Raw genomic sequence first — 23,333 nt, 5'->3', positions numbered from 1 at the left:
TGGTTCCCCTGCTGCCGGGGTTACCCAAAATTGGCAAGCCCTGTCTCTATCATCCGTACCACAGGGCCGTAGCATGTTCCAATCAGCACATTTCCGGCCATGAAACATGCCATGGCCGCCGCAAAATGAAAATCCCTTACAGGCTCCCCCACCTCAGGCACAGCCGCATCCACCAGACCCGCCGCCTCATAGTCGGCTTTTTCCGGCCCGCGTTCTGAAAACACGATGATGATAAGCGGTATGTAATACATGGCATTAAGGACCGTACTGACAGCCAGGGCCCCCAGCACCACCACAGCCCGGTTCAGGTCGTGGAATGATGCCATTGCAAAGGAAATCTTGGAAATAAATCCTGAAAAAAACGGAATTCCTATCATGGCCATGCTCCCTACCACAAGTCCGATACCGGCTGCCGGATTCCGCCTTGCACTTCCCCTGAGGGCCGCTATCTCCCTTTGATGGCCGGAACAGTCCATAAGTCCCCCTGCAGCTGTAAACAGCATGGGTTTTGTCACTGCATGGACAATCATATGGAGTACTGCCGCCGCCAGACCAGCCATGGTTCCCATGCCGATTCCCATGAAGATATATCCAATCTGGGCAATGGAGGAGTAGGCAATGACCCGCTTGACCATGTGCTGCTGCAGCGCCTTCACGGAACCAATGACCATGGCCAGGATTCCAAACACAAAGAGCAGGTCGTTTACCCGCAGCCGGATAATCAGGTCCATTCCCATAATACGCATATACACCTTGAGAAGCAGAATAATGTACCCCTTTAAGACCAGACCCGACAAAACAGAACTGGATGCAGCCGTTGCATTGGCATGGGCTCCGGGAAGCCAGGAACTGAAAGGGTACAGGGCGCTTTTTACCGCCAGTCCCGAGGTCATCATCACCAGGGCCATTTTAAGGGGAAACAAATCCTTTCCTGACAGCGCCAGCTCCCTCACCGCCCCTGCCATGGGCTCCATAAGGAGATGGCCTGTCTGGCAGTATAAAAGGGCAATGGAAATAAGGATGAGCCCGCTTCCCACCAGGCTCATGATGAGATAGCGTATGGCTGCCGCCACTGTCTCGCCGCTTTCCTTTGCGCACACAATGGCGCAGGCTGAAATGGTATTGATTTCTATGAATACATAAGCAGTGAAAAGGTCATTGGTATAGATGAGTGCCAGAAGGGAGCTGAACAAGAGATTCATCATCACATAGTACAGACCGGCCCGCTCCGAAGGTATGTCATGTTCCAGTGACCGTTTATTGGCAGCCACTGTAAGGAACATTACAATGGAAAAAACCAGGCTCATAAGCGCTTCCAGAGCGCCTGCCCTGACCTCATTGCCCCAGGGCGCCGGAAAATGTCCCATCATGAAGCAGAAACGGGTTCCGTCAGACGTATATCCCAACAGCAGGCCGGACATCACAGCCACGGTCCCCACCAAAACCAGGTGGAGAATCCTGGCCCCTTTTTTGCCCCCCAGAAGGGGTGTCACAATTCCTCCTGCCATCATGATGAAGATACTGAAAAATGGAATGTTCTCAACCAGCCTCACCGTCTGTGTCCTCCTGTCCTTCATACAGCATGTCGTCCAAATCCAGGGTTTTATAATAGTGGTGGAATCTCTGAATCAGCGAAAAGAGAAAGGCCGACACACTGACCGACACCACGATTCCCGTCAGCACCAGGCCGCTGGGAAGGGGATTGATGAAGCCTTCCGCAGCTGTCCTCCCGTCTGCAATCGGCGCCCTGCCGCCGGTTATGTACCCCTTGGCCGCCAGAAACAGATACACGGACATATCCATGATGTTCAGCCCGATGGCCTTCTTAATCAGGTTTTTCTGGAGCAGCAGCATGGTAAATCCAATGGAAAACAGAATCATGGCCGCTGTCTCGTAGTAATTGGTCACAAGTGCCTGCATCGTCACACCTCCCCTTCCCGGAACAGGGAATAAAAGCAGTACATGGTCCCGGCCACCACCAGTCCCACGCAGATATCCAGGGGCAGTATCAGCCCTGCACTGAGTATATCCCCCGGTTTGCCCAAAGGAATGCCGGATTCCAGGTGGTTGGCCCCCATGAAAAAGGAATAGCCTTTGGAGAGGGCGTATACCATCAGAGCGCTGCTGCTCATCACAGTAAAGGTCCTGAAGCTGAACAAACGGTGAATCCGCTGGTATCCAAATGCATTGGCATACAGAATGAGTCCCGCCCCCATAACCGTTCCTCCCGAGAACCCGCCCCCCGGAGACAGATGGCCGTTGAGCACCACATAGACGCCGAACATGAGAATAAAGGGAACCAGCAGTCTGGCCACCTGTTCCAGTATGATATCCCGGTCTGTTTCCTGCTCCCCCTCCTTGCCTCCGCCGGTTTTCCCGGCGGGCCTGCCTGCAGGTCTGCGCCGCATAAGCGCTATAACGCTGGCAGCCGACAGGAATAACACAACTGATTCTCCAAATGTATCAAAGGCCCGGTAATCCAGTATGATGCCTGCAACCGTATTCACAGCCCCTGTCTCGGCCAGGCCGTTTTCCAGGTAACGTCCAACCACCTCATTATTGGCAGGATTGTCCGCTGCCCCAAAGGCAGGCAGATGGGAAACCATCATAAGGAGTACTGCCATTCCTGCCAGGCAGATTACCTGTGCCACGGCCCGGTAGACGCTGCCGAACACACGCAGGGCATGTTCCTCTGTAAATTCCGCCAACCTGCGCCCCATGGTCCGCTTTGCAGTCCGGACCGCCGCCTTCTCCGCAGTCTGTCCCCAGGCCATTTTGCGGCCGGACGGACTATATGCACCCGCTTCTTTATCATGGCCTGCCATACCGGACGCAACCGCTTCCTCATCACGGTCCGCTCCGTTCTCCACCCAGTCCACAAATGCGCGCAGCCCGCGCTTACCGCTGCTCTCACTCACTGTCTTCCCCCCTTAACCCGTTTACCTTATACAGTGTGATAAAAAGAAGGATTCCCGTGACCCCTGCGCCCACGGCAGCCTCTGTAATGGCCAGGTCCGGGGACTGCAGAATCACCCAGATGATGCTCATGATAAGGCTGTTGGCCATGAACAGGATGGCTGCCACCAGTAAGTTCCTGCACAGGAACACGCTTAGGGAACAGGCCATGAGAAACAGCAGGAGAATGATTTCAACCACCTTCATATTCAGACACCCCGCATTCCTTCCCAAGGTCCGGATTGCTCCTGGCCTCTGCCCTGGCCACCATGTGGGAGGCAGCGGGATTGCCAATCCAGATAAACAGGAGAATCAATCCGATTTTAGCTGATTCCATGCTCCACCCGTTGGAGAGCATTAAGCCGGCCAGTATAAGCATGCTTCCCAGGGTATCGCATTTGGCAGCCACATGAATCCGGTTCAGTGCATATTCAAACCGGAATATGCCAAAGGTCGCCACACACAGCACAAACACTCCCAATATAATGAAAACTCCGCCTGCAGCCAGACGTATCATGATTTTGCCCCCTTTCCTGCATATTCCCTTCCTGCATGTTTCTCTCCCGCATTCCCCTTTCCCCGGTTCATCCGCTGGTCCAGCAGCTTTGTCAGCACCACAAAGGACAGGAAGCTGATGAGGGCGTATATAAGGCAGATATCCACCAGGTAGTCTTCATGGAATACCTTTATCAGCAGGGCGATTATGAGAACGGTCTTGGTCCCTATCATATTGATGGCAATGAGCCGGTCAGAGAAGCGCGGCCCCAGCACGGCCCGCACAAGGCATAATACCATATTGACGCTGAGTATAATGACCGCCAGAATCAGGATGCCTGTAAACATCCCTTCTGCCGCCGCCATATATGCCCCCATATCCCTTCCTCCTTCACTTTATCTCCTCAATCCTGGCCAGCTGCCTTGCCACATGCCAGTCCTTAAGCCCTTCCGCCATTTGTTCCGTCAGGGCGTGGACCCACAGCACATCATCCTCCACATCCACCGTAATGGTACCCGGTGTCAGGGTAATGGCGTTGGCCAGGGCGGCCCTGGCTCCGGCACTCTTTAAGTCTGTTTTCACAGGTACCAGACAGGGCGTGATTTCCATATGGGGTGACAGCACGATACGGATGATTGCCACATTGGCTTTCACCACCTCCCAGGCCACAAGGACCAGAAATACCAGAACATGACCCAGCCGTTTCAGGAGAAGCAGGTCCCCTGCGGGCCGGCAGCCCAGAGCCAGATACCCGAATCCGTATATCAGTCCGGCCACCGGGATTCCCAATGCCAGAATCTCAGCCGTGACCCTGCCGTTCAGAAGAATCCACAGCAGATACAGCAGCAGATACATTTCCTTTCCCTCCCCCTTGGCTTATAAACCGGCAAAGGGCTGCCGCCTGTTATAGCAGCAGCCCATTCCTCTCATCCGGGAGTGCCGGTCAGCGTTTTACAAAATATCCCTCTTTCATGATTACGTCCATGTTTTCAACAGCAATTGCACGGATATTCTCTAATGGGTTGCCGTTAATAACTAACAGGTCCGCGCTCTTGCCCTCTGTCAGGGAGCCGGTCACATTGTCCACCTTCAGCATCTCGGCGCCCACCTTTGTGGCTGCCACAATGGTATCCATCTCACTGATGCCTGCCTTCTCCACAAAGGAGTACATCTCGCCGATGGCTGTTGTTCCATATGGTGTAAGGCTGGAGCAGAAGGAGTCGGAACCAATGGTAAGGCCGATGCCCTTTGCTTTTGCTTTCCTCAGGTTAGCGTATACGCGGTTCAGCTCCTTCTCCGCCACGGTTTCGCCGGGATACTGGTCATGTACTTCCGGGATGTATGGCGGAGCATAGGTCTTGAACCACTCATTTAAGAACTGGATGGTAGGACAGAAATAGATGCCTTTTTCTGCCATGATATCCAGACACTCGTCGTTTAAAGTCTGGCCGTGGATAATGAGATGCACGCCTGCCCTTGCGGAATCCAGGGCGCCGCCGTAGCCCTCTGCATGGGACCATACCGGGATGCCTACCATCTTGCATTCATCCACCACTGCCTGAATCTCTTCCAGTGTGTAATGCTGGTCTAATTTCTGGTCCCAGCGCCAGATGCCGCCGCCTGTTGACCAGATTTTGATTGCATCCGGACTCTGGCGCAGTCTTCTTCTCACCGCCTTGCGCAAATCCCATGGTCCGTCCACACGCTCAGCCCATGGATGGGATTCATCGTTATAGTAGCTGGGGAGCTTGTGGGAATCGCCGTGACCGCAGGTACGGCAGAAACCAAGTCCGGTTGCAACCACTCTGGGGCCCTTCATGACGCCGGCTTCCACCATATTGCGGATTTGGATACCGGAACGTGAAATCTCGCCAACGGTTGTAAGGCCGTTCTCCAGACACTCATGGGCCTGCTGTACGGCCACCACTGTTTTCTGTACCACATCCTCCAGCACCCAGTCGCTGTCATCATCTGTCAGGTTTCCTGAGAAATGCAGATGAGAGTCAATAAGACCCGGCATGATGGTCTTGCCTGTAATATCCTTTACCTCGTAGTCAGGTCCGATTTCCCTGTCTGCTCCGGCATATGCAATCTTGTCATCCTCTACCAGCACCAGACTGTTCACCACTGGCTCTGCGCCGGTACCGTCAATCAGTAAACCGCCTTTAAAAGCTACCTTTTTCATTAAAAAATCCTCCTTTATTTTATGTATATTGATGTTTGAACCGCTATTTTGCTGCGGCTGCCGCCTTACTGTTTCCCTTTGCCCTGGTAACAGCGCTCAGCCCCAGTCCAATGACCAGCCAGGCAACCACGATGGCCCACTCTACCGGCTTAAGAGCCGCAGGGCTGAAGGGAACCACCATAAGGCCAATGATAATGGTGCCGGCCAGACATGCCATGCAGATGCCCGCTTTTCCGCCGGGAACCTTGTAGGGTCTTGGAAGGTCAGGCTCTGTGTAGCGCATCTTAAGGCAGGCAAAGCTTACCATGGTGCAGGAGAAGATGAATGCCAGCGCCGACACATTGGTCAGGGATACCAGCATGTTCTTTCCCAGGAAAGGACCCATGATGGTCAGGACTGCCAGTACCGTGTTGGCCATCTTTGGCGCCCCGCTCTTTTCATCCAGGACCGCAAAGCTGTCCGGAAGCTGTCCCTTGCGTCCCATGGCCAGCATGATGCGGCTGGTAGCTCCATAGAAGGAGTTCATGGGGCCCATGGGGCCTAATGTTGCTATTATCAGCATTGCCACATACAGAACCATGTTGATATTCTTAAGACAGGCCAGGGCCGGAACCGTGCTCTTTATGAATTCAGTCCACGGTATAATGGTTCCGAAGGAATAGATGCATACCATGTAGAAACCGCCTGCTGCCAGAAGGGCCATGCTGATGACCTTGCCGAACTTATTCCAGTCCAGGCCTTCCGCTGCTTCCTCAGCCTGCTGGGGTATGGTGTCAAATCCGGCGTAAAAGAACGGCGTCATGACCAGGACTGAGATAATGCCTGCAAACATGTTATTTGCGCTTGTCACTGTGGATGGTCCTTCCACCTGTGTAAAGGAGGGAAGGATATTGGATGGTCCGCCTTTGACAAAGGAGATTCCCATTGCCAGAAGCATACCCGCCAAAAGGGCCTTTGTCAGGAACGCCTGCAGCTTTGCGGCTGCGCTGGCCCCCCGGAAGTTTAAGAGAATCACATAGACTGCAAATCCCAGCGCTATGACAGTGGGGAACAGGTACACATCCGCCCCCATGATGGTATAGAGCTTTACCGCCCTGAGAATGGGGAACAGGCCCCCGAACATATCGGATACTAACGTGGAGATGGCGATGGCCTCCCATGGACAGAGGATACCGTTTCCCAGTGCCAGAAACCATCCTGTTATGTATGAGACATTCCGCCCATAAGTCCTGTCCACGTATTCGATGATTCCTCCGGATATGGGGATGGCCGCCGTCAGCTCCCCGAACACGGCTCCAATGGGAAGTAAGAACACGGCTCCGATGGCAAATGCAATCATGGCCGCTATGGGTCCGCCTCCAATCACCATCCAGTCACCTACCAGAAGCACCCAGCCGGTACCGATGATGGCCCCGAATCCAATGGTAAAGAAATTCCATATGGACAGGGTCTTTTTCATTCCGCCTGCATCATTTCCATTTGGTCCAGACATAAAATCCGTTTCCCCCTTTTTCTTGTTTTTCATTTTGTTTTCCAACTCATATCCCCATTTTACACAAGGAAAAAAATAACACAATACTTTGTGCACAATCGATAATTTCACTGTAATAATTGGTCAAAAATGTATTTTTCGTCCAAAACTCCTATTTACAATACCACTGAAAGAATTGTATAATCGTTATGCATTTAACTAATTTTTGGGGGAGAATGGTCATGTTCAGAATTGTACTTTGCGACGACAGTCCCGCAGACCTGATGGTGCTGTGCGGACACCTGGAACAATTAAAAGAAAAACGGCCTGTGGATATTATATCCTATACAGACGGCCTGGACCTGCTTAAGGATTATAAACAAAAGGGATTCTGCGACATCCTGGTGCTGGACATGCGCATGGAGACCATGGGCGGCATCGAGGTGGCAAAGCACATACGCCAGCTGGACGACGAGGTTCCCATCCTTATTGTGACAGCCACCGTGGATTATGCGGTGGAGGGCTACAAGGTGGGTGCCTTCCGGTATATCGTAAAACCGGTGGACCGAAAAGACTTTCTGTCTGCTGTGGAAGAGCTTCTGGACCGGCAGCAGAAAAAACAGGCCTCCATCTTCTCCTTTCCCAGCATCAGCGGCACCACAAAGCTGATGACCGACCATATCTATTATCTGGAGTCGGATTTAAGGACCATCCGCGTGGTTGCAAAGGAAGGCACATTTACCTTTACAGGCACCATCAGCTCCCTTGAGGAACAGCTCCGCCCCGACGGCTTTATCCGGATTCACAAGAGCTTTCTGGTGAATGTAAGCCATATTTACAACATATTCAAAGATTCCGTCACCATGGACAACAAGGACGTGCTTCCCATGAGCAAACACAAACGCAAGGAAGTAAACCAGGAGTTCCTAAGCTATATGGAGGCCAACCTATGATAAACTTCTCAATCTGCATGGAGGGGAACCTATGATGAGCGTCCTCCAGCATGCCTGGGTCAGCTTCGTGCTGTCCGTGGCCGAAACCCTGATTCTTTACTGGCTGTGCAGCAACTTCCTGCACCGTAACCTGCGTCCCGCATCACAGTACACCGTGGGCATCCTGATTTATTTCGTATTCCAGTGGATGACCTACTGGTTCAATGCGCCTTTATTCAGCATGTGTATCTTTTACTGTGCCTTCACAATGCTGGTAAGCTGTATTTTTTTCACGGATTCCCTCAGAACCAAGGTGCTGGTGGCCTATCTGTTCGTGGTGCTCAACTACGCCTGTAAGCTGCTGTCCGCAGTTCTGGTGCGCTCCCTGCACGGCGAGCCCCTTCCCTCGGAGCCCAACTTCCTGATTCAGAGTCCGCTGGCCCAGATGACGGCCTGTGTCCTGTTTTTCTTCTTTACCCTGCTGTTCATCCTGTGCCGCAACATGAGGAAAAGCAATAAGGATACCCTTTACAATGCCATCTCCTTCCTGGTACCCTCTGTGATTCTGTTCATCACCATCCAGATTTTCCACATGAAGGACAGCGTATCCCACTTTTATCTGGAGATATCGGGAATCCTGTTCTGCTCCTCCATGTTCCTGTTCTATCTGGTGGACGACTATGCCATTATAAACGAGGAAAGCCAGAAAAACATGATTGCGGACAAGCTCCTGACCATGCAGTCCTCCTACTATCAGAAGGTGGAGGATTCCCAGCGGGAAATCACCTCCCTGCGCCATGATTTAAAAAAACACCTCCATTCCCTGGTGGTGTTTTTAAAAGCAGGCCAGTATGACCAGGCCCTGACGTATATTGAACAGATTTATGAGTCTGCCAACGGCATGAAGGTGCCCCTCACCGGCGGCAACAGTATGGTAAACATTCTGGTAAACAACGCAGAACAGCAGGCCGCGGCCTGTAACGTTCCGCTGACAGCCAATATCATGGTGCCTCCTGAACTTCCGGTTGAAAACGTGGACCTGTGCATCATCCTGGGCAATCTCCTGGACAATGCGCTGGAGGCCTGCAGCCGCATGGGCAAAGGAGCCCAACGGTTCATCCACACGGAAATCCGCTGCCGGAAGGCTTTCCTGATTATCAGCATCTCCAATTCCTACAACGGCCAGCTGCGCATGGAAGGCAACCGGTACGAGAGTATGAAGATTGGGGAGCAGTACTGCGGAATTGGGCTTTCCAACGTTTCCACGGTCATCCATAAATATAACGGCGACATGAAAATCAGCCACAACAACGATGTGTTTACGGTATCCGTCATGCTGCCGCTGGTACAGAGGTAAGGGCTGGTCCCTTTCGTTCCCTTACTGCAGTTCCCTGCATATCTCCCTGTAGGTATCCCCATATATACTTCCCTTATTCCATATAAAGGCAAAATCATGCTCCATCTGGAAGTCTCTTAAGTCCAGCTCCCTGAACGCCCCTTCCTTCAGCCCTTCCTCCACCGCTGTCCGGTACAGGAAGGTGATTCCCGCGTCCTTTTCCAGCAGCTGGAGAATCACATGCATGCTGCCGATTTCCGTAATATGGGAAAAGTCGGACAGGCGGATGTTCCTGATATCCAGATTCTTCTCCAGAATATCCCTGGTTCCCGACCCGGGCTCCCTTATGAGCAGATGCTCCTCCAAAAGGTCCCTTAACTGGACCGGCTCCCTGTTAAACACATGTCCGGCAGCGCATACAGGGATGAACGGCTCTGTCCTGAAAACCATGGAATCAAAATCCACATCATCATAATACCCCTCAACCAGGGCAAACTGAATCTCACCGGAAACCAGCTTGTGCAGAAGCTCGTCCGTGTTATTGATGACCACACTGATACGGTCGTCCGGGTGGCGGTGGATATAGCGGGCCAGGGGTGCTGATATCACTGACTCGCCAATGGTCCTGGTGGTGCCGAACCGAAGGCTCAGGCCTCTTCCCACTCCCTCCAGCATCTGTTTGCGCAGAAAGACTTCGTCGTTCTTAAGGGTGGTGGCTGCGTGGAGCAGCCTTTCTCCTGCCGGTGACAGGTGTATCTTCTTTCCCTCGGACAGAAACAGCTTGACCTGATACATATTTTCCAGATACCGTATATGCTGCGACACAGCCGGCTGCGTAATGTGCAGCGCCTCCGCGGCCCTTGTATAATTCATGTGCTCGCACACAGCCAGAAACGTATAAACCCTGAAATCCAGCACCTGATTCCCTCCTTTGTTTCCGCCGGCAGTGCAGCCTTCCCTATTGATTCTGCCGCCGGCCCCTCTTTTTTGTCTTTATTCATTTCTCCTAATCATAACACATTCTTATTAAAATATAAATATATATAATTTTACTTTATGCTTTCCATAAGTTACCATATAAACCGTGTGCTGCGCTCCATATACGGCACACATCCATGATTAAGTTATAGGGAATATGAGGAGGAAAAAGAAATGGCATCATTACAAAAGAAATGGAAAGGACTGGCATTCTGCATGCTGTTGGCTGTCCCTTCCTGGTTTTTAGGGAAAATGTTCCCCATCATAGGAGGCGCTGTCATTGCCATCATTGCAGGCATGGTCATAGCCGTATTCATGAAACAGAAAGACGGGCTGGAGGACGGCATCAAGTTTACCTCCAAAAAAATACTGCAGTGGGCTGTCATTCTTCTTGGCTTTGGCATGAACCTGAACGTGGTTCTGGAGACGGGAAAGCAGTCCCTGCCCATCATCGTGTGCACCATCACCACATCCCTGGCAATAGCCTTTGTGCTCCATAAGCTCATGCACATACCATCCAATATCTCCACCCTGGTGGGGGTGGGCTCTTCCATCTGCGGCGGCTCTGCCATCGCGGCCACGGCGCCTGTAATCAATGCGGATGACGAGGAGGTGGCCCAGGCCATATCCGTGATTTTCTTCTTCAATGTACTGGCGGCCATCCTGTTCCCCACCTTTGGTAAGTTCCTGGGCTTTGACACTGCATCCGGCAATGCCTTTGGCATCTTCGCCGGAACAGCCATCAATGATACATCCTCGGTCACTGCAGCCGCAGCTACCTGGGACAGCATGTGGAACCTTGGGGCGGCCACCCTGGATAAGGCGGTTACGGTAAAGCTGACCAGAACACTGGCCATAATCCCCATCACCCTGTGCCTGGCATTCATCCGGACCAGGAAGGAGGAAAAGACAGACCAGGCCCTCGGCCAGTCCGTAAGCTTTAAGGATATCTTCCCGTTTTTCATCCTCTACTTTATCGGCGCCTCCGTCATCACCACCCTGGCCATGGGCGCAGGGGTTCCCGCCTCGGTCTTTTCCCCTGTCAAGGAGCTGAGCAAGTTCTTCATCATCCTGGCCATGGCAGCCATCGGGCTGAACACGGACCTGGTGAAGCTCATCCGCACCGGCGGCAAACCCATCCTCATGGGAGCCTGCTGCTGGGTGGGAATCACTGCAGTGAGCCTGGGGCTTCAGAGTGCGCTGGGAATCTGGTAAAATACATAAAAGCATTGAAAGGGGCCTCCCGCCTGCTGGTATGAACCGCAGGCCGGGAGGCCCCTTTTATCACGCATGATATTTAAGTTTTGTCTCCACCAGGAAATCCACGCCCAGTTTATCAGGCTCTCTCCTCACCTCTGTATTTTCCCGTTCAAAGAGGTCCGGATACTTGGACAGCAGGGACCGCTCCTGGTTCACAAGGCGGTTCAGATGGAAATTCAGTATGGCGTGAAGCCGTTCCCAGTCCTTGGCCAGGATGGCGTCCGTTATCTCCTTATGCTGTTTAAGGGCCTCCCTGTCAATACCCTGGTCCGCCATGGCCAGCAGGCGGATCCGCATGTAATGGCCTGAGTTGGCGGATATGATATCATTGCAGTATCCCTTGTTGACCCCCACATAAAAAATGGAATGAAAGTACATATCCTCCGCCAGAAACGCCCGTATGTCCTCCTCCTCCACAATCCGCTCCTGACGGTCCAGGGACATCTCCAGCTCAGTGATGGCCTTTAAGTTACACACTGCCATAAACTCCAGTATCACCTTCTCCTCCACGCATGTCCTGAGAAAGCGTTCGTTGAGTACCTTGTCATAGTTAATCTTGGATATCATAGTTCCCCGCTGGGGGAGAAAGGTGATAAGTCCTTCCTTGGAAAGGCTTATGAGGGCGTCCCTCACCGGTGTCCTTCCCACCTGATATGACTCGCTGATGTCCTTAATGCTGAATATCATCCCGGGACGCAGCTTCAGGTTCAGAATGTCAGTGCGCAGTACGTCATATATGTTGTCTTCCGGATTCCTGCTGTCTGTGCTGCCCATAGAACTCCTCCTGTCAAATTTCTGCTACCTCCCTGTACATGTTCAGGGCTGTCTCTGAATTATAATTATAGTACAAAAGGATATCTAAGGCAAATGGGGAATAGGGAAAACCATTTAATTTTTTAGAAAAATACATTCCGGCTATTTCCGACAGGGCTCTGATGGTGGAACGGTTCTCAAATCCAAGGATTTTCCACAGCCGTATCTTCTCGGTCCTGGTATAAATGGCCTCATCCTCCTCTTCCAGATAGTGGAAAATCTCATGGCCCAGAATCAGGTCCTCCAGCTGCCCGCGGGTGGAAAACCCGTCCAGGGAACCGCCCTCCACTGCCTTATCCAGCGGTTCCCTCATAATCTGTATCAGGTCAGGAGGGGTGAAAAGGGCAAATAGCACCCTGTCCGCTATCTGCCCCTTTTCCAGGTATTCCACCCTAAGTCCCAGTCTTCCGGCAATCTCCCGGGGATTCGAAGTTCCCATCTGGTCCATGATTTTGTCCGCTGTCTCACAGCCGCAGCAAACAGCCTTTTCTATCATTTCCTTTTTCCGGGCGCAGTCCACCTTATCCCGGAGCACATCCCTGGAGAATGCGTACATTCCCCAGGTCATGTCGTCCACCGCAGACAGCCCCTTCATCATTTCCCGCAGGCTCATCGTTTCCATACATTCGACCTCCCGTCCGGGCCCATTGTCTGTTCAGCGGGTCCGCGCCTTAATTCTGCTTAATGTTGGCAGCCACCACCAGGATTTCCTCATCCGGTTCCAGGGAGGATACCTCCAGGTCCGTCAGCAGCTCCAGCTGTTCAAAGTCCTGGGCCGTAAAGTCCATAACCCTGGCGCCCATGCACAGGTAGTAATCCGGTCTGGCAATCAGTTCTGTCTGGTATACTGCCATATCGTCCCAGAGCTGCTTCAGTGCGTCCAGATAGGCTGCGGCCGTGGTCTTTAAGCACATGGCCCTTCCTCTCTGTACCTTTATGAATCCCTTCTTATCCACAATGCGGACAGCCCCTGGGGTTCCCGGCTCTGTTTTTTCACCGTACACATAGAAGTAGGGCGATGTTGCCAGAAGCTCCGTATCCCCATCCGCCAGCCTCATATCCTCTGCTGCCAGGTGCCTTGCCTCGGACTCATCGCATTCCTTTAACAGGTCCGCTGTCTTTACTTCTGTGGAGCCGGTGGCAATGGCTGTCACCTTGGATGTCTGAGGGTCTATTTCTATGTGAATCTCAACGGATTCTGCTGTTGCGCCTGACTCAATGGCTTTGTTAAGGGCCTCATTCTTAATGGCCCGTATATCGTCCTTGGATGGGGACGGCATAATACGCTCCACCACGTCCCGGACCATGGACAGGGCCACGCCGATGGATGAAATGACCTCTGCGTTCTCCGGTATGGAATACTTTACGCCCATCTTGTTGCTGAAATATACAATCAGGGAAGCTGCTCCGCCGCCGACGCCCACCAGGGATATCTGGTCCTTTTCCAGCTTATATTTCTCAGCCAGTTCCAGAATCACAGGTTCAATCTTGGCATAGGCCTTCTCCATGATTTGCTTTGCAATTTCCTCCACGGAGGTGCCGCAGTAGTCCGCCAGCGCCTTCATGGCCTTTCTGGCTGATTCCACGTTGCCGTAGGAGAAATGCTCCGGTTTTACCAGTCCCAGTACATTGGCGGCGCAGGAGTTGGTAATGGTCACAGCGGAACCGTCCTCCATCCGGATTCTCACATAGTCGTCCGGGTCCCCCTGCTTGGGTGAGAAGAATTCCACCTTTGGCCCCCTGATTTTATCCGTATCCGTGAACACGGCATAGTCCAGTCCCGCAATGTGGGCGGAACGCGGTCCCACGTCCACCACGCCCTGCTTATTGGCCCTGACCATGGAACCGCCTGCCACGCCCAGAACCCGCACATCCAGGGATGAGATATAGGTGGCGTGACCGCCTACAATGGAATAGTCAATGGCCGGACGCCCGTTCTTGATGACGCCGATGTTGGTGGTGGTTCCGCCCACCTCAAAGTACACTCCGTTGGAAGCCCTCAGATACATAAGGGAGCCCATGACAGAGGCAGCCGGGCCTGACAGCATGGTGAGCACGGGCCGCTTCTTCATTTCCGTAATCTCCATGACTCCGCCGTCGCCTCTCATAATCATCAGGGGCACATGGACGCCTGCTTCCCGGACAGAGCCTTCCGTGGAATTGGCTGTATCCAGCATCTTCGGAAGAATGGATGCATTGATGGCAGCGGTCCTGGTCCTTCTAGTAAGGCCGTAGAGCTTGGTGATGTCGCTGGCCATGGTGGTGGGGATTCCCTTTGCGCTGGCAGCCTCATACACCTCTGCCTCAGGGCCTCCGTCGTCCACGCCGAAGGCCATGGAGGACACCAAGACCTGGGCCCCTGCCTGCTGCATGTTATTTATGGTATCTTCAACAACGGCCTTGTTCATTTTTTTCACGTTGATGAAGTCATTTACAATTTTAATTTTCTTCTGGTTTCCCAGGTCGATATCATCCAGCTTTGTCTGTTTCTTTGCCAGGAAACCTTCCAGGCCTCCCTTTGCCATACCGATAACACCCACCGTTGCCACATCGCCCTCAATGAGGGCATTGGTTGCCTGGGTGGTGGAGTGGGCCACGAATACCACATCGTCCGGGCTGATTCCATTTTCATTCAGGCAGTTCTCAAAGGACCTGACCACGCCTGCAGCCACGCCTCTGGGGTCGTCGTGGGTGGTCTTGACGGAAGATTTTCCGATAATCTCATGGGTGGCATTGTCAATTGCCACTGCCTTTGTGTGGGTACCGCCCACGTCTATACCCATTCTAACTGATTTACCCATCCTAAAACCTCCTTATCTCAAATCATTAAACCGTTATTTAAGGGGAGCCGGCATAAAATCTGCCGGCTCCCGCTTACATCTACATCAGGCCGCCGTACAATACGAATACTGCCGCACAGCAGATAATGCCTACAATCCACCCGGTAGGAATGGACATCTTCATGTAGTCCTTGGTGGAAACCTTGGTATATCCAAATCCCCATGCAACCCAGGACTGGGTGATATCCAGATGCTGGGGAGCAATGGTAGTCACTGCAAACAGCGGGTACAGGAAAGCCACCGGTGCATTGGGAAGGGTTGCCACTACAACTGCCAGAATTGCGGTTCCGCATCCAACCAGGTTCATGGGGCCGCGGAAGAAGCCAAGAGGTGTCAGCACAGCAAACACAATGGCCAGGGTAATGGCTGTGGTAGGTACAAATCCGCCCAGGATTGCGGTAAAGTAAGGCGCTGCATAGGTTGCCGCGTTATTGAACATGGCCAGGGTAAGCAGGAAGCCCACCATGGGAGCCACATCAATGGAACCATCGGTAAACAGCTTTGCAAAGAGACGGCAGATTTCAGAATAGCTGCCCTTCATCTTCCCTGTTGTAATCAGTGCATAGATACCGGAGAGGCAGAATCCCAAAATAATAGGAATCTTGAAAAGCACCACGCCCAGTACAGGAAGGATAACGGAAATCCAGGAAATGGCCGGAGCATTGTCGCCTGCTGAGGAAGCAGTTGCCGCCCAGGCATGGGCTGCCTTTTTGTTCATGGAAAGGTTAGCCACCACCAGCACTACCACAATGGCAACCACCATGCAGGTAACGCCAATCTTAAAATAATCATTGTAAGTGTAATCCGCCGCTGCCGCATTAAAGCCCGCATATATGGTCTGATACTGCTGGAAATTGACGATATTTCCAAAGATGCCTGCCATAATGGAGCCCATAAAGCTGAACATGGCCACAGGAGCAGGGATGCCCAGTGAAAGCAGGATGGGCAGTACAATGACCGCGATGGAAATAACAGGTCCGATACCGGTCATGGACATAAAGATAATGGCTGTAACGATACACAGAAGCGCCATGGTGATTCTAGGCTTATCGCCTCCCAGCTCAACCACCTTGCGAATCAGGGTAGCCGCTATGCCGGTGTCCACCAGTACCCTTCCGAAGAACGCGCCAAAGAATACATTAACCAGAATGGACTTTGCATATCCGGCAGGACCTTCCGCATATACATACTCCAGCACCTGGATGAATGTTTTGCCTTCCATGGCCGATGTGGGTGAAAATACATTACCGATGACTGCCAGGGCAGTCCAGAACGTTGCCATGACCGCAAATCCCACCATCAGGTTGAACCCCTTCACACAGTACCAGACCATGCCTAAGAAGGACAGAATCATGATAATACCGATAATTACATTGATGTTCATACGAACCCTCCTTTGATGAAAATAGTTAAACGCTCCCCTGCAGAAACTCCCTTATGCCTCTGCTTTTTCTGTACCGGAGCGCGGGGATAACTGCAATGAAGCTTCGGACACTCCCCTGACTGCATAACGTCCGTGCCACCCAGCCCTCCGGTTACATCCGCACCTCAAATTCATTATCTCTCCCTTGTTTTTGATACTAATATATTAGTACTGATATATTAGTTTGTATAGAGTCATTTTCCACTGTTTTTTCTTTAATTTTTATACATTCTACACAAAAATATCAGTTTTTACACATGTTTTTTACACCTTTTTAGCATTCTCTTAACACATCACCCTACCAAATAATTCAAACTAATATATCAGCTCGTCCAACAAAGTAAGTGAACATAAAAAACGCCCTATAAAATCCCTCCATAATATCACCGACAAAAACCAAAAAAAACAGCATGCCAGGACAGATGGCATACCGTTAGTTACGGAGGACTCCATTATCTGATTATCGTTAACATAAGCCAGAGCTATTATTTCCCTTCCCCGGATGTAAATATCCAGTGTATGTCCGGGATATGCAGTGGGTGAGAGCCGGGAATGCAGGGCGGGAGGTGGCTTTGGAGCAGTTCGGAGAGACTTAGGCGCAAGGGGCGGGAAAAGCCGGGGTTGCGCAGGGCGCTCCACGCCCGGAGCAAAGCAAACATGGAGCCGAACTCATCAGGAGTTCGGCGTAATTTTTGCGGTCCCCGGGTTTTCCCGCCCCTTGCGCCTTAGTCTCTCCCACTGCGGAAACGGTCACCTCCCGCCCTGCATTCCCGGCTCTCACGAACGCGACCCCCCAGCCATTCACAGCCCCTTCATTCACAGCCCCATCTCCCTCCTCCCCTTCTCCAAAGCCCTCAGCGTGCTGTCATGAAGCACCTCCTTCTTATACTGGTCCTGGGACAGATAGTAGGAATAGAGGATATCCGTCATAAGGAGAATAGGGAACTGGGGAGAAATCACATTGCCATGATTCAGGTGGAGCAGGGAGGGAAGAAGCACCACCTCGTCGCAGAAAGCATCAAAATCAGGCTTGTTCCTGGCTGTGAGCAGCACGGTCCTGGCCCCCCGCTTGTGGGCCTCCTCCAGAAGGTATAATACCTCCTCCTTCTCGCCGCTGATGCTGACGCCGAATACAAGGCAGTTTTCGTCCTGGAACACGCCCCTCATGCGCATCATATCGCTGTGGTCCATGGAGGTGATGTCCAGGCCAATCCGCATAAAGCGCAGCTCCATCTCCCTGGCAGCCAGGCCTGAGCTTCCTGTTCCGCAGACAAACACGCGGCCGGCCTTGGCCATGTACCGGCACACCCGTTCTATCTGCTTTTCATTTACCAGGTTATAGGTCTTATTGAGAAGCTCCTGGTAAGCATTGAGCACAGTCCTGGTGTTGCCTGTCATGGAATCCTGCCTGACCACAAAGTTTTCCTCGTACTGGTAGATGAATTCCCTGTAGCCTCTGAATCCGCACTTCTTGGCAAACCGTGACAGGGACGCCTCCGACACAAACAGACGGCCGGCCACTGACTTGGCCGAGAAATCCATCTGCTCCCTGTTATAGATGAAAAAATCCGCAATGCTGCGCTCCACCGTAGTAAAATTCACATAATTGGATTCTATAACCGGTATCACTGATTTCAGATATTCCATAATACCTCCTCCTGGCTCAGCCGAAAGCCTGTCTGAAATAAATGCAGGTCAGCTCCGGTTCTTTCCCTGTCTCTCCAGGAAATGATAGTAGGCCCCCCGCATCCCTGCGTCGTTCTGGTGCTTTGCAAAGGCCAGCTCCGTCTTCTCATATATGCTGGCAACCAGATACCGTGCAAGGGCCTTTTCCAGTCTGGGCCGCAGATATTCCTCCTGGGCCATGATTCCTCCTCCCAGCACCACAATCTGGGGGTTCAGCACATAGCATATATTGGAAATGCCTCTGCCCAGCACATCGCACATCTGGTCAATGGCTTCCCCGCATACCGTGTCCCCTTCCCCGGCCAGCTGGAAGATGCGGTAGCCGTTCCACTGTGACTCAGGCTCTCCCTTGGCGGCAGCCACCCGCTTTACCAGTATGCTGGCAGCTCCCAGTGTCTGGAAATCGCTTCCGTCCATGTGCATGTAGCCCACCTCGCAGGCGCTGTTGCTCCACCCGTGGTATACCCTGCCGCCGAGGATAATGCAGCCGCCGATTCCGGTTCCAACCGTTAGACACAGGGCTGACCGGGCCCCTGCCGCTGCCCCGGACACAGCCTCGGCCAGACCTGCGCAGTTCACATCATTTTCCACCTCGCAGGGAATACCGAATTCCGCCTCCATACCGGCCTTGATTTTCGTTCCCGCATATCCGGGAATCAGGGGAGCTGCATAGAATATCTCTCCCTTCTCCACATCCACCATACCGGCAGTGGACACACAGATTCCCTCTGCCTTCCAATACTTCAGGTAATCCGCCGCAATCCCCAGGACCTTCTCCAAAAGGGCCGGTCCGCCCTTCCATGCCTCGGTTGGCGTCTTATCCTTTGCAAGAAATGTTTCATTTTCATCCAGCACTCCGTGCTTGATTTCCGTTCCTCCGATATCAATGCAAATATACTGTTTCATTCCGGCACCGCTCCTTTTAACCTTCTTTTTGTCCTGTCACTATCCTGCCGCAAAAGGCAAACCTGCCCCGGGGCACAGTTGGATGGTCCGCTGCGCTCAGGGTCTTTGGTTTGCCTCTGTCTCCGGTTCTATATGTTTTTAATTGTCAATCCGCACCTTAAATATGGCCTTCTTGATTTTTTCAGATTCATTTACAGCCACGGCTGTGCGGTGCCCGTCCTCCGGGTAGCAAATCAGGAAATCCCCTGCCCGCAGCACCACATGGCTGTTGGGCTCACCGTCCATGGGAAGAAAGTCATCCTTCTCCACAAATCTTTTCTGCTCCATGTTCTCTATAAAGTTTAAATCAATCTGCTCCTGCCCGTCAAGCATTAAATGCACATCCAGGTAATTCCTGTGGGCTTCCCAGAAACGGTTCTCCGGCCGGGTCGTCTCATATTCCACCACATTGACAAACAGCCGTCCGCCGTCAATGGGATGGCTGCCCTTTTCATAGGACGCCAAATCATGCTCCTTAGCATAGGCAAAGCATTCCTTTAAATTTTCAGGAAGAAAGGCATAGGTCTTTTCCTGGGTGATGTTTCCAAATATCATGATTACCTCCTGTTACTGAATCATTAATTGTGGTAAATCGTTGCGTCTTTTACTGGTTTGGATGTATCCCCGTCCATCTTTCTTGTAATCATGCTCACCGGAATTCCCACTACCAGGGAGATGGCGATGGAGATGATGGAATAGGACCAGATGGATACGGAACCTGCAGGAGCCATGTACTTGATGCAGACCATGGTGACGGCTGCCACAAAGAATGCCACGTAAGCGCCCTTTGCATTGGCCACCTTTGTGAATGTGCCCAGGGCAAATGTACCGCCCAGCACACCCAGTACCAGTCCCATGAAACCGTTGAACCACTCATATGCTGACTTGATTTCACCGTTAGCCAGTACCATGGACACCAGGATAGCCACAATGCCCACTCCCAGGGATACGTACTGTGCAATCTTTGTCTGAAGGGCAAAGCTCATTTCCTTCTTGGAAAGACGCTCCTGGATATCCAGGGTCCAGCTGGTTGCCACGGAGTTAAGTCCTGTGGACAGAGTGGACTGGGATGCTGCATAGATGGCTGCCAAAAGCAGTCCTGTGATGCCTACCGGAAGCTCATATGCAATATAGGAAGCGAAAATCTGGTCCTGCTGTGCTGCAGGCGGAAGCGCGTTCTGGCTGTAGAACACATACAGGCCTGTGCCGATGAGGTAAAATACGGTTGCAATGAAAATGGACAGCGCGCCGTTGGTCAGCATCATCTTGTTCAGTTTCTTCATGTCTGTGGTGGTGGTAAAACGCTGTACAATGTCCTGGCTGGATACATAGGAGGAACAGGTGTTAAGACCCGCTCCCACAATCAGCAGGAATACACTGTCCTTCAGTATATTCGCATTGAAAATAGGCTGGTCGGCTGCCAGGAACTTGCCTCCGGCCATGGACTGGAAAATGGCTCCGAATCCGCCGTTAATTCCATTGGCCAGATAGAACAGGGCAAAGGTAACGCCTACCAGAAGAACGCTGCCCTGGATGAAGTCGGTCCAGAGAACGGATTTAAGTCCGCCTGTGTAGGAGTAAATAATGGCAATCACACCCATGGCAATAATCAGAATATTTACATTGATGCCGGTAAGCTTGGAAAGTACCATGGACGGAAGATACATGATGATGGACATACGGCCCACCTGGTATACGATGAACATGACAGCGCCCAGGACACGCAGGCCCTTGCTTCCGAAACGGATTTCAAGATAATGGTAGGCAGTGTCAATGTCCAGCTTGCTGTAGATTGGCAGGAAGAATTTAATGGTAATGGGGATGGCCACAATCATGCCCAGCTGTGCGAACCACATAATCCATGTTCCTGCATAGGAATTTCCTGCCAGGGACAGGAAGGAAATGGGACTTAACAATGTTGCGAATATGGAAACGGAGGTAACCCACCACGGAATGGTGCCGTCTCCCTTAAAGAACTCTTTCCCCTTCATCTCCTTTTTGGAGAAGAAGAGTCCGGCAAATAATACAGCCGCAAGATAAACAACCAGGATAATCAAATCAATTGTAGTAAAACCCTGCATAAATTAATCTCCCTTCTTTACTATACGGAAAACCCCGGGAAATATCCTCCTTATCCCAATGGTTTCCGGTCCGGCGCCGGTCCTTTCTCCCTCCAGAAAGGACCGCGGACCATTTACTTTTATCTCCGGCGCCCCACTGGGCCAGCAGCTGTGAACCGTGGGTCCGGCGTCTGCCCCAGGAGCATGCCCGGTCTTAGCAGTATGCTGCAACTGCTTCCTTCACCATGCGGGCTGCCTCCTTGGCAATGGCAAGGTCAGACTCAATGAGCTGCGGAAGCGGCTCCCTGACTCCGCCCAGGTCCAGGGACTCATTGATGCGCAGCATCTCTTTAATCATGCCGTACATGTTGCCGTGTCCGGAACACATCTTATAGATGATGTCGTTGGCAGCGTACTGCACCTTCATGGCCTCTTCCATCTCTCCTGCCTTTACCAGCTCATCCATCTTAAGGAACAGCTCAGGCATGGCGCCGTAGGTTCCGCCGATTCCGGCCTCTGCGCCGATGACACGGCCGCTGATGAACTGCTCGTCCGGACCGTTGAAAATAATGTAGTCATCCCCGCCTGCCAGCTTGAACATCTGGATATCCTGCACAGGCATGGAAGAATTCTTGACGCCGATGACCCTTGGGTTCTTCCTCATCTCGGCAAACAGGCTCTGTGTCAGGGCCACGCCTGCCAGCTGCGGTATGTTGTAGATAATAAAATCCGTGTTGGGAGCTGCCTCGCTCATGGCATTCCAGTAAGCGGCAATGGCATACTCCGGCAGGTGGAAGTAAATGGGCGGGATGGATGCAATGGCATCAACGCCAAGGCTTTCAGCATGCTTTGCCAGCTCCACGCTGTCCTTTGTATTATTGCAGCCCACATGAGCAATCACGGTCAGCCTGCCCTTGGCGGCTGCCATCACATTCTCCAGCGTAATCTTGCGGTCTTCCAGACTCTGGTAGATGCACTCTCCTGAAGAACCATTGACATAAACACCCTTTACGCCTTTTCTGATGTGGTACTCGGTCAGTGCCCTTACCCTCTCCGGGCTTACATTCCCCTCCTCGTCGTAGCATGCGTAGAATGCAGGAATAACACCTTTGTACTTTTCTAAGTTTGCCATAATCTTACTTCTCCTTTCAATGACCCGTTCGGTCCCCTTTATATAAAATGGTTAACATGTTTGTACTAATCCAGCGCCTGTGCAAAGGACTTTGTAATCAGCTGCGGCCTGGTGATGATGGAACCTACCACCACGCTGAAGGCCCCCAGCTCAATGACCCTCTTTGCCTTTTCCGGCGTATTGATGTTCCCCTCCGCAATGACGCGGTGTTTTACCTTTGCCACAATCTCACGGATAATTTCAAAATCATTGGATTCTATTTTCAGGTTTCTGCTCTGGTCCGTATATCCCACCAGTGTGGTTCCGATAAAATCAAATCCCAGCTGGTCGGCATGAAGGGCTTCCTCCACCGTGGAACAGTCCGCCATCAGCAGCTGGTCCGGATAGGTTTTCCGGATTTCACTGTAAAATTCATCCAGGGACCTGCCGCCCGGCCGCAGGTCCGCCGTGGCGTCCAGGGCAATGATTTCCGGTTTGACTTCCATCAGCTCGTTGATTTCCTTCATGGTAGGCGTGATATATACCTTGCTGTCCTCGTAGTCCCGTTTTACGATGCCGATGACAGGCAGGTCAACCTGGGTCCGGATTTCAGCGATGTCCTCCTTGGTGTTGGCACGGATGCCGAATGCTCCGCCCTCCTTTGCTGCCAGGGCCATCCGGCCCATGATAAAGGACGAATGAAGCGGCTCATGGGGCAGGGCCTGGCAGGATACAATCAGTTTCCCCTTCAGGCTCTCTACTTTTTCGTTCATATGCGTTCCTCCTTGTTATGAGCACTTAGCTTATTATCAGTACTGAGCGGCTCTGTTAGTTCCGGCCGC

The 23,333-nt window shown here is 52.2% G+C and carries 23 protein-coding genes; 3 read left to right on the top strand and 20 right to left on the bottom strand.

What is annotated here, in order from left to right:
- Positions 1–20: 20 nt before the first annotated feature.
- The 9 genes from I2H39_RS27060 to I2H39_RS27020 all read right to left on the bottom strand — a co-directional run bounded on the left by I2H39_RS27060 (position 21) and on the right by I2H39_RS27020 (position 7,128).
- On the bottom strand, positions 21–1,553 hold the full coding sequence (locus tag I2H39_RS27060; RefSeq protein ID WP_195627986.1) for a proton-conducting transporter membrane subunit: 1,533 nt from the start codon (positions 1,551–1,553) through the stop codon (positions 21–23).
- Positions 1,540–1,920: a cation:proton antiporter subunit C gene (locus tag I2H39_RS27055; protein ID WP_138306848.1), complete on the bottom strand. Its 381-nt coding sequence runs from the start codon at positions 1,918–1,920 to the stop codon at positions 1,540–1,542. The genes I2H39_RS27060 and I2H39_RS27055 overlap by 14 nt, the downstream gene beginning before the upstream one ends.
- A gap of 2 nt (positions 1,921–1,922) precedes the next feature.
- Positions 1,923–2,918 carry a hydrogen gas-evolving membrane-bound hydrogenase subunit E gene (gene mbhE / locus I2H39_RS27050; RefSeq protein ID WP_195627985.1) on the bottom strand — a complete coding sequence of 332 codons (996 nt, stop codon included), beginning with the start codon at positions 2,916–2,918 and terminating at the stop codon, positions 1,923–1,925.
- Positions 2,911–3,162, bottom strand: coding sequence for a hydrogenase subunit MbhD domain-containing protein (locus I2H39_RS27045; RefSeq protein WP_138306846.1), 252 nt, complete (start codon positions 3,160–3,162; stop codon positions 2,911–2,913). The genes mbhE and I2H39_RS27045 overlap by 8 nt, the downstream gene beginning before the upstream one ends.
- Positions 3,149–3,472: a monovalent cation/H(+) antiporter subunit G gene (locus I2H39_RS27040; protein WP_207739854.1), complete on the bottom strand. Its 324-nt coding sequence runs from the start codon at positions 3,470–3,472 to the stop codon at positions 3,149–3,151. The genes I2H39_RS27045 and I2H39_RS27040 overlap by 14 nt, the downstream gene beginning before the upstream one ends.
- Positions 3,469–3,828, bottom strand: a complete 360-nt coding sequence (locus I2H39_RS27035) for a monovalent cation/H+ antiporter complex subunit F (RefSeq protein ID WP_138306845.1) — start codon at positions 3,826–3,828, stop codon at positions 3,469–3,471. The genes I2H39_RS27040 and I2H39_RS27035 overlap by 4 nt, the downstream gene beginning before the upstream one ends.
- 13 nt (positions 3,829–3,841) lie before the next feature.
- On the bottom strand, positions 3,842–4,306 hold the full coding sequence (locus I2H39_RS27030; RefSeq protein WP_195627984.1) for a Na+/H+ antiporter subunit E: 465 nt from the start codon (positions 4,304–4,306) through the stop codon (positions 3,842–3,844).
- 88 nt (positions 4,307–4,394) lie between these two features.
- Positions 4,395–5,636 carry an amidohydrolase family protein gene (locus I2H39_RS27025; RefSeq protein ID WP_138306843.1) on the bottom strand — a complete coding sequence of 414 codons (1,242 nt, stop codon included), beginning with the start codon at positions 5,634–5,636 and terminating at the stop codon, positions 4,395–4,397.
- A gap of 43 nt (positions 5,637–5,679) precedes the next feature.
- Positions 5,680–7,128, bottom strand: a complete 1,449-nt coding sequence (locus I2H39_RS27020; protein WP_138306842.1) for an APC family permease — start codon at positions 7,126–7,128, stop codon at positions 5,680–5,682.
- 221 nt (positions 7,129–7,349) lie between these two features.
- Here I2H39_RS27020 and I2H39_RS27015 point away from each other — a divergent pair, with 221 nt between their 5' ends.
- Positions 7,350–8,060: a LytTR family DNA-binding domain-containing protein gene (locus I2H39_RS27015; RefSeq protein WP_138306841.1), complete on the top strand. Its 711-nt coding sequence runs from the start codon at positions 7,350–7,352 to the stop codon at positions 8,058–8,060.
- Positions 8,061–8,091: 31 nt separating this feature from the next.
- Positions 8,092–9,396 (top strand): sensor histidine kinase, encoded by a 1,305-nt coding sequence (locus tag I2H39_RS27010; protein ID WP_138306840.1) that lies wholly within the window; start codon positions 8,092–8,094, stop codon positions 9,394–9,396.
- 21 nt (positions 9,397–9,417) lie between these two features.
- On the opposite strand, the gene I2H39_RS27005 is transcribed toward I2H39_RS27010, so the two are convergent.
- A complete protein-coding gene (locus I2H39_RS27005; RefSeq protein WP_138306839.1) occupies positions 9,418–10,293 on the bottom strand; it encodes a LysR family transcriptional regulator in 876 nt (291 codons plus the stop codon).
- Positions 10,294–10,527: 234 nt separating this feature from the next.
- Here I2H39_RS27005 and I2H39_RS27000 point away from each other — a divergent pair, with 234 nt between their 5' ends.
- Complete coding sequence (locus tag I2H39_RS27000; RefSeq protein WP_138306838.1) at positions 10,528–11,568, top strand: YeiH family protein; 1,041 nt, start codon at positions 10,528–10,530, stop codon at positions 11,566–11,568.
- 69 nt (positions 11,569–11,637) lie between these two features.
- Here I2H39_RS27000 and I2H39_RS26995 read toward each other — a convergent pair whose 3' ends face one another.
- From I2H39_RS26995 to I2H39_RS26950, 10 genes are all read right to left on the bottom strand, one after another.
- Positions 11,638–12,387: a GntR family transcriptional regulator gene (locus I2H39_RS26995; RefSeq protein ID WP_195627983.1), complete on the bottom strand. Its 750-nt coding sequence runs from the start codon at positions 12,385–12,387 to the stop codon at positions 11,638–11,640.
- A 13-nt stretch (positions 12,388–12,400) separates the two neighbouring features.
- Positions 12,401–13,048 carry a hypothetical protein gene (locus tag I2H39_RS26990; RefSeq protein ID WP_195627982.1) on the bottom strand — a complete coding sequence of 216 codons (648 nt, stop codon included), beginning with the start codon at positions 13,046–13,048 and terminating at the stop codon, positions 12,401–12,403.
- A 49-nt stretch (positions 13,049–13,097) separates the two neighbouring features.
- Positions 13,098–15,227: a hydantoinase/oxoprolinase family protein gene (locus tag I2H39_RS26985; RefSeq protein WP_138306835.1), complete on the bottom strand. Its 2,130-nt coding sequence runs from the start codon at positions 15,225–15,227 to the stop codon at positions 13,098–13,100.
- A gap of 79 nt (positions 15,228–15,306) precedes the next feature.
- The gene (locus tag I2H39_RS26980; RefSeq protein ID WP_138306834.1) at positions 15,307–16,650 is read right to left on the bottom strand and encodes a citrate transporter; all 1,344 of its coding nucleotides are present in this window, start codon (positions 16,648–16,650) and stop codon (positions 15,307–15,309) included.
- A gap of 855 nt (positions 16,651–17,505) precedes the next feature.
- Positions 17,506–18,336, bottom strand: coding sequence for a MurR/RpiR family transcriptional regulator (locus I2H39_RS26975; protein WP_138306833.1), 831 nt, complete (start codon positions 18,334–18,336; stop codon positions 17,506–17,508).
- 48 nt (positions 18,337–18,384) lie between these two features.
- A complete protein-coding gene (locus I2H39_RS26970) occupies positions 18,385–19,281 on the bottom strand; it encodes an ROK family protein (RefSeq protein WP_195627981.1) in 897 nt (298 codons plus the stop codon).
- A gap of 138 nt (positions 19,282–19,419) precedes the next feature.
- A complete protein-coding gene (locus I2H39_RS26965) occupies positions 19,420–19,875 on the bottom strand; it encodes a YhcH/YjgK/YiaL family protein (RefSeq protein WP_195627980.1) in 456 nt (151 codons plus the stop codon).
- A 23-nt stretch (positions 19,876–19,898) separates the two neighbouring features.
- Positions 19,899–21,401, bottom strand: a complete 1,503-nt coding sequence (locus I2H39_RS26960) for a sodium:solute symporter (RefSeq protein WP_138306830.1) — start codon at positions 21,399–21,401, stop codon at positions 19,899–19,901.
- Between the two features lie 193 nt (positions 21,402–21,594).
- Complete coding sequence (locus I2H39_RS26955) at positions 21,595–22,512, bottom strand: dihydrodipicolinate synthase family protein (protein WP_195627979.1); 918 nt, start codon at positions 22,510–22,512, stop codon at positions 21,595–21,597.
- A gap of 65 nt (positions 22,513–22,577) precedes the next feature.
- Positions 22,578–23,264 carry an N-acetylmannosamine-6-phosphate 2-epimerase gene (locus tag I2H39_RS26950; protein ID WP_195627978.1) on the bottom strand — a complete coding sequence of 229 codons (687 nt, stop codon included), beginning with the start codon at positions 23,262–23,264 and terminating at the stop codon, positions 22,578–22,580.
- Positions 23,265–23,333: the final 69 nt, after the last annotated feature.

Source organism: Clostridium sp. 1001283B150225_161107_B6 (genome assembly GCF_015556325.1).
GTDB lineage: Bacteria > Bacillota > Clostridia > Lachnospirales > Lachnospiraceae > Enterocloster.
The sequence above is the reverse complement of the archived record's forward strand: the minus strand, read 5'-3'. Positions and strand labels throughout refer to the sequence as shown.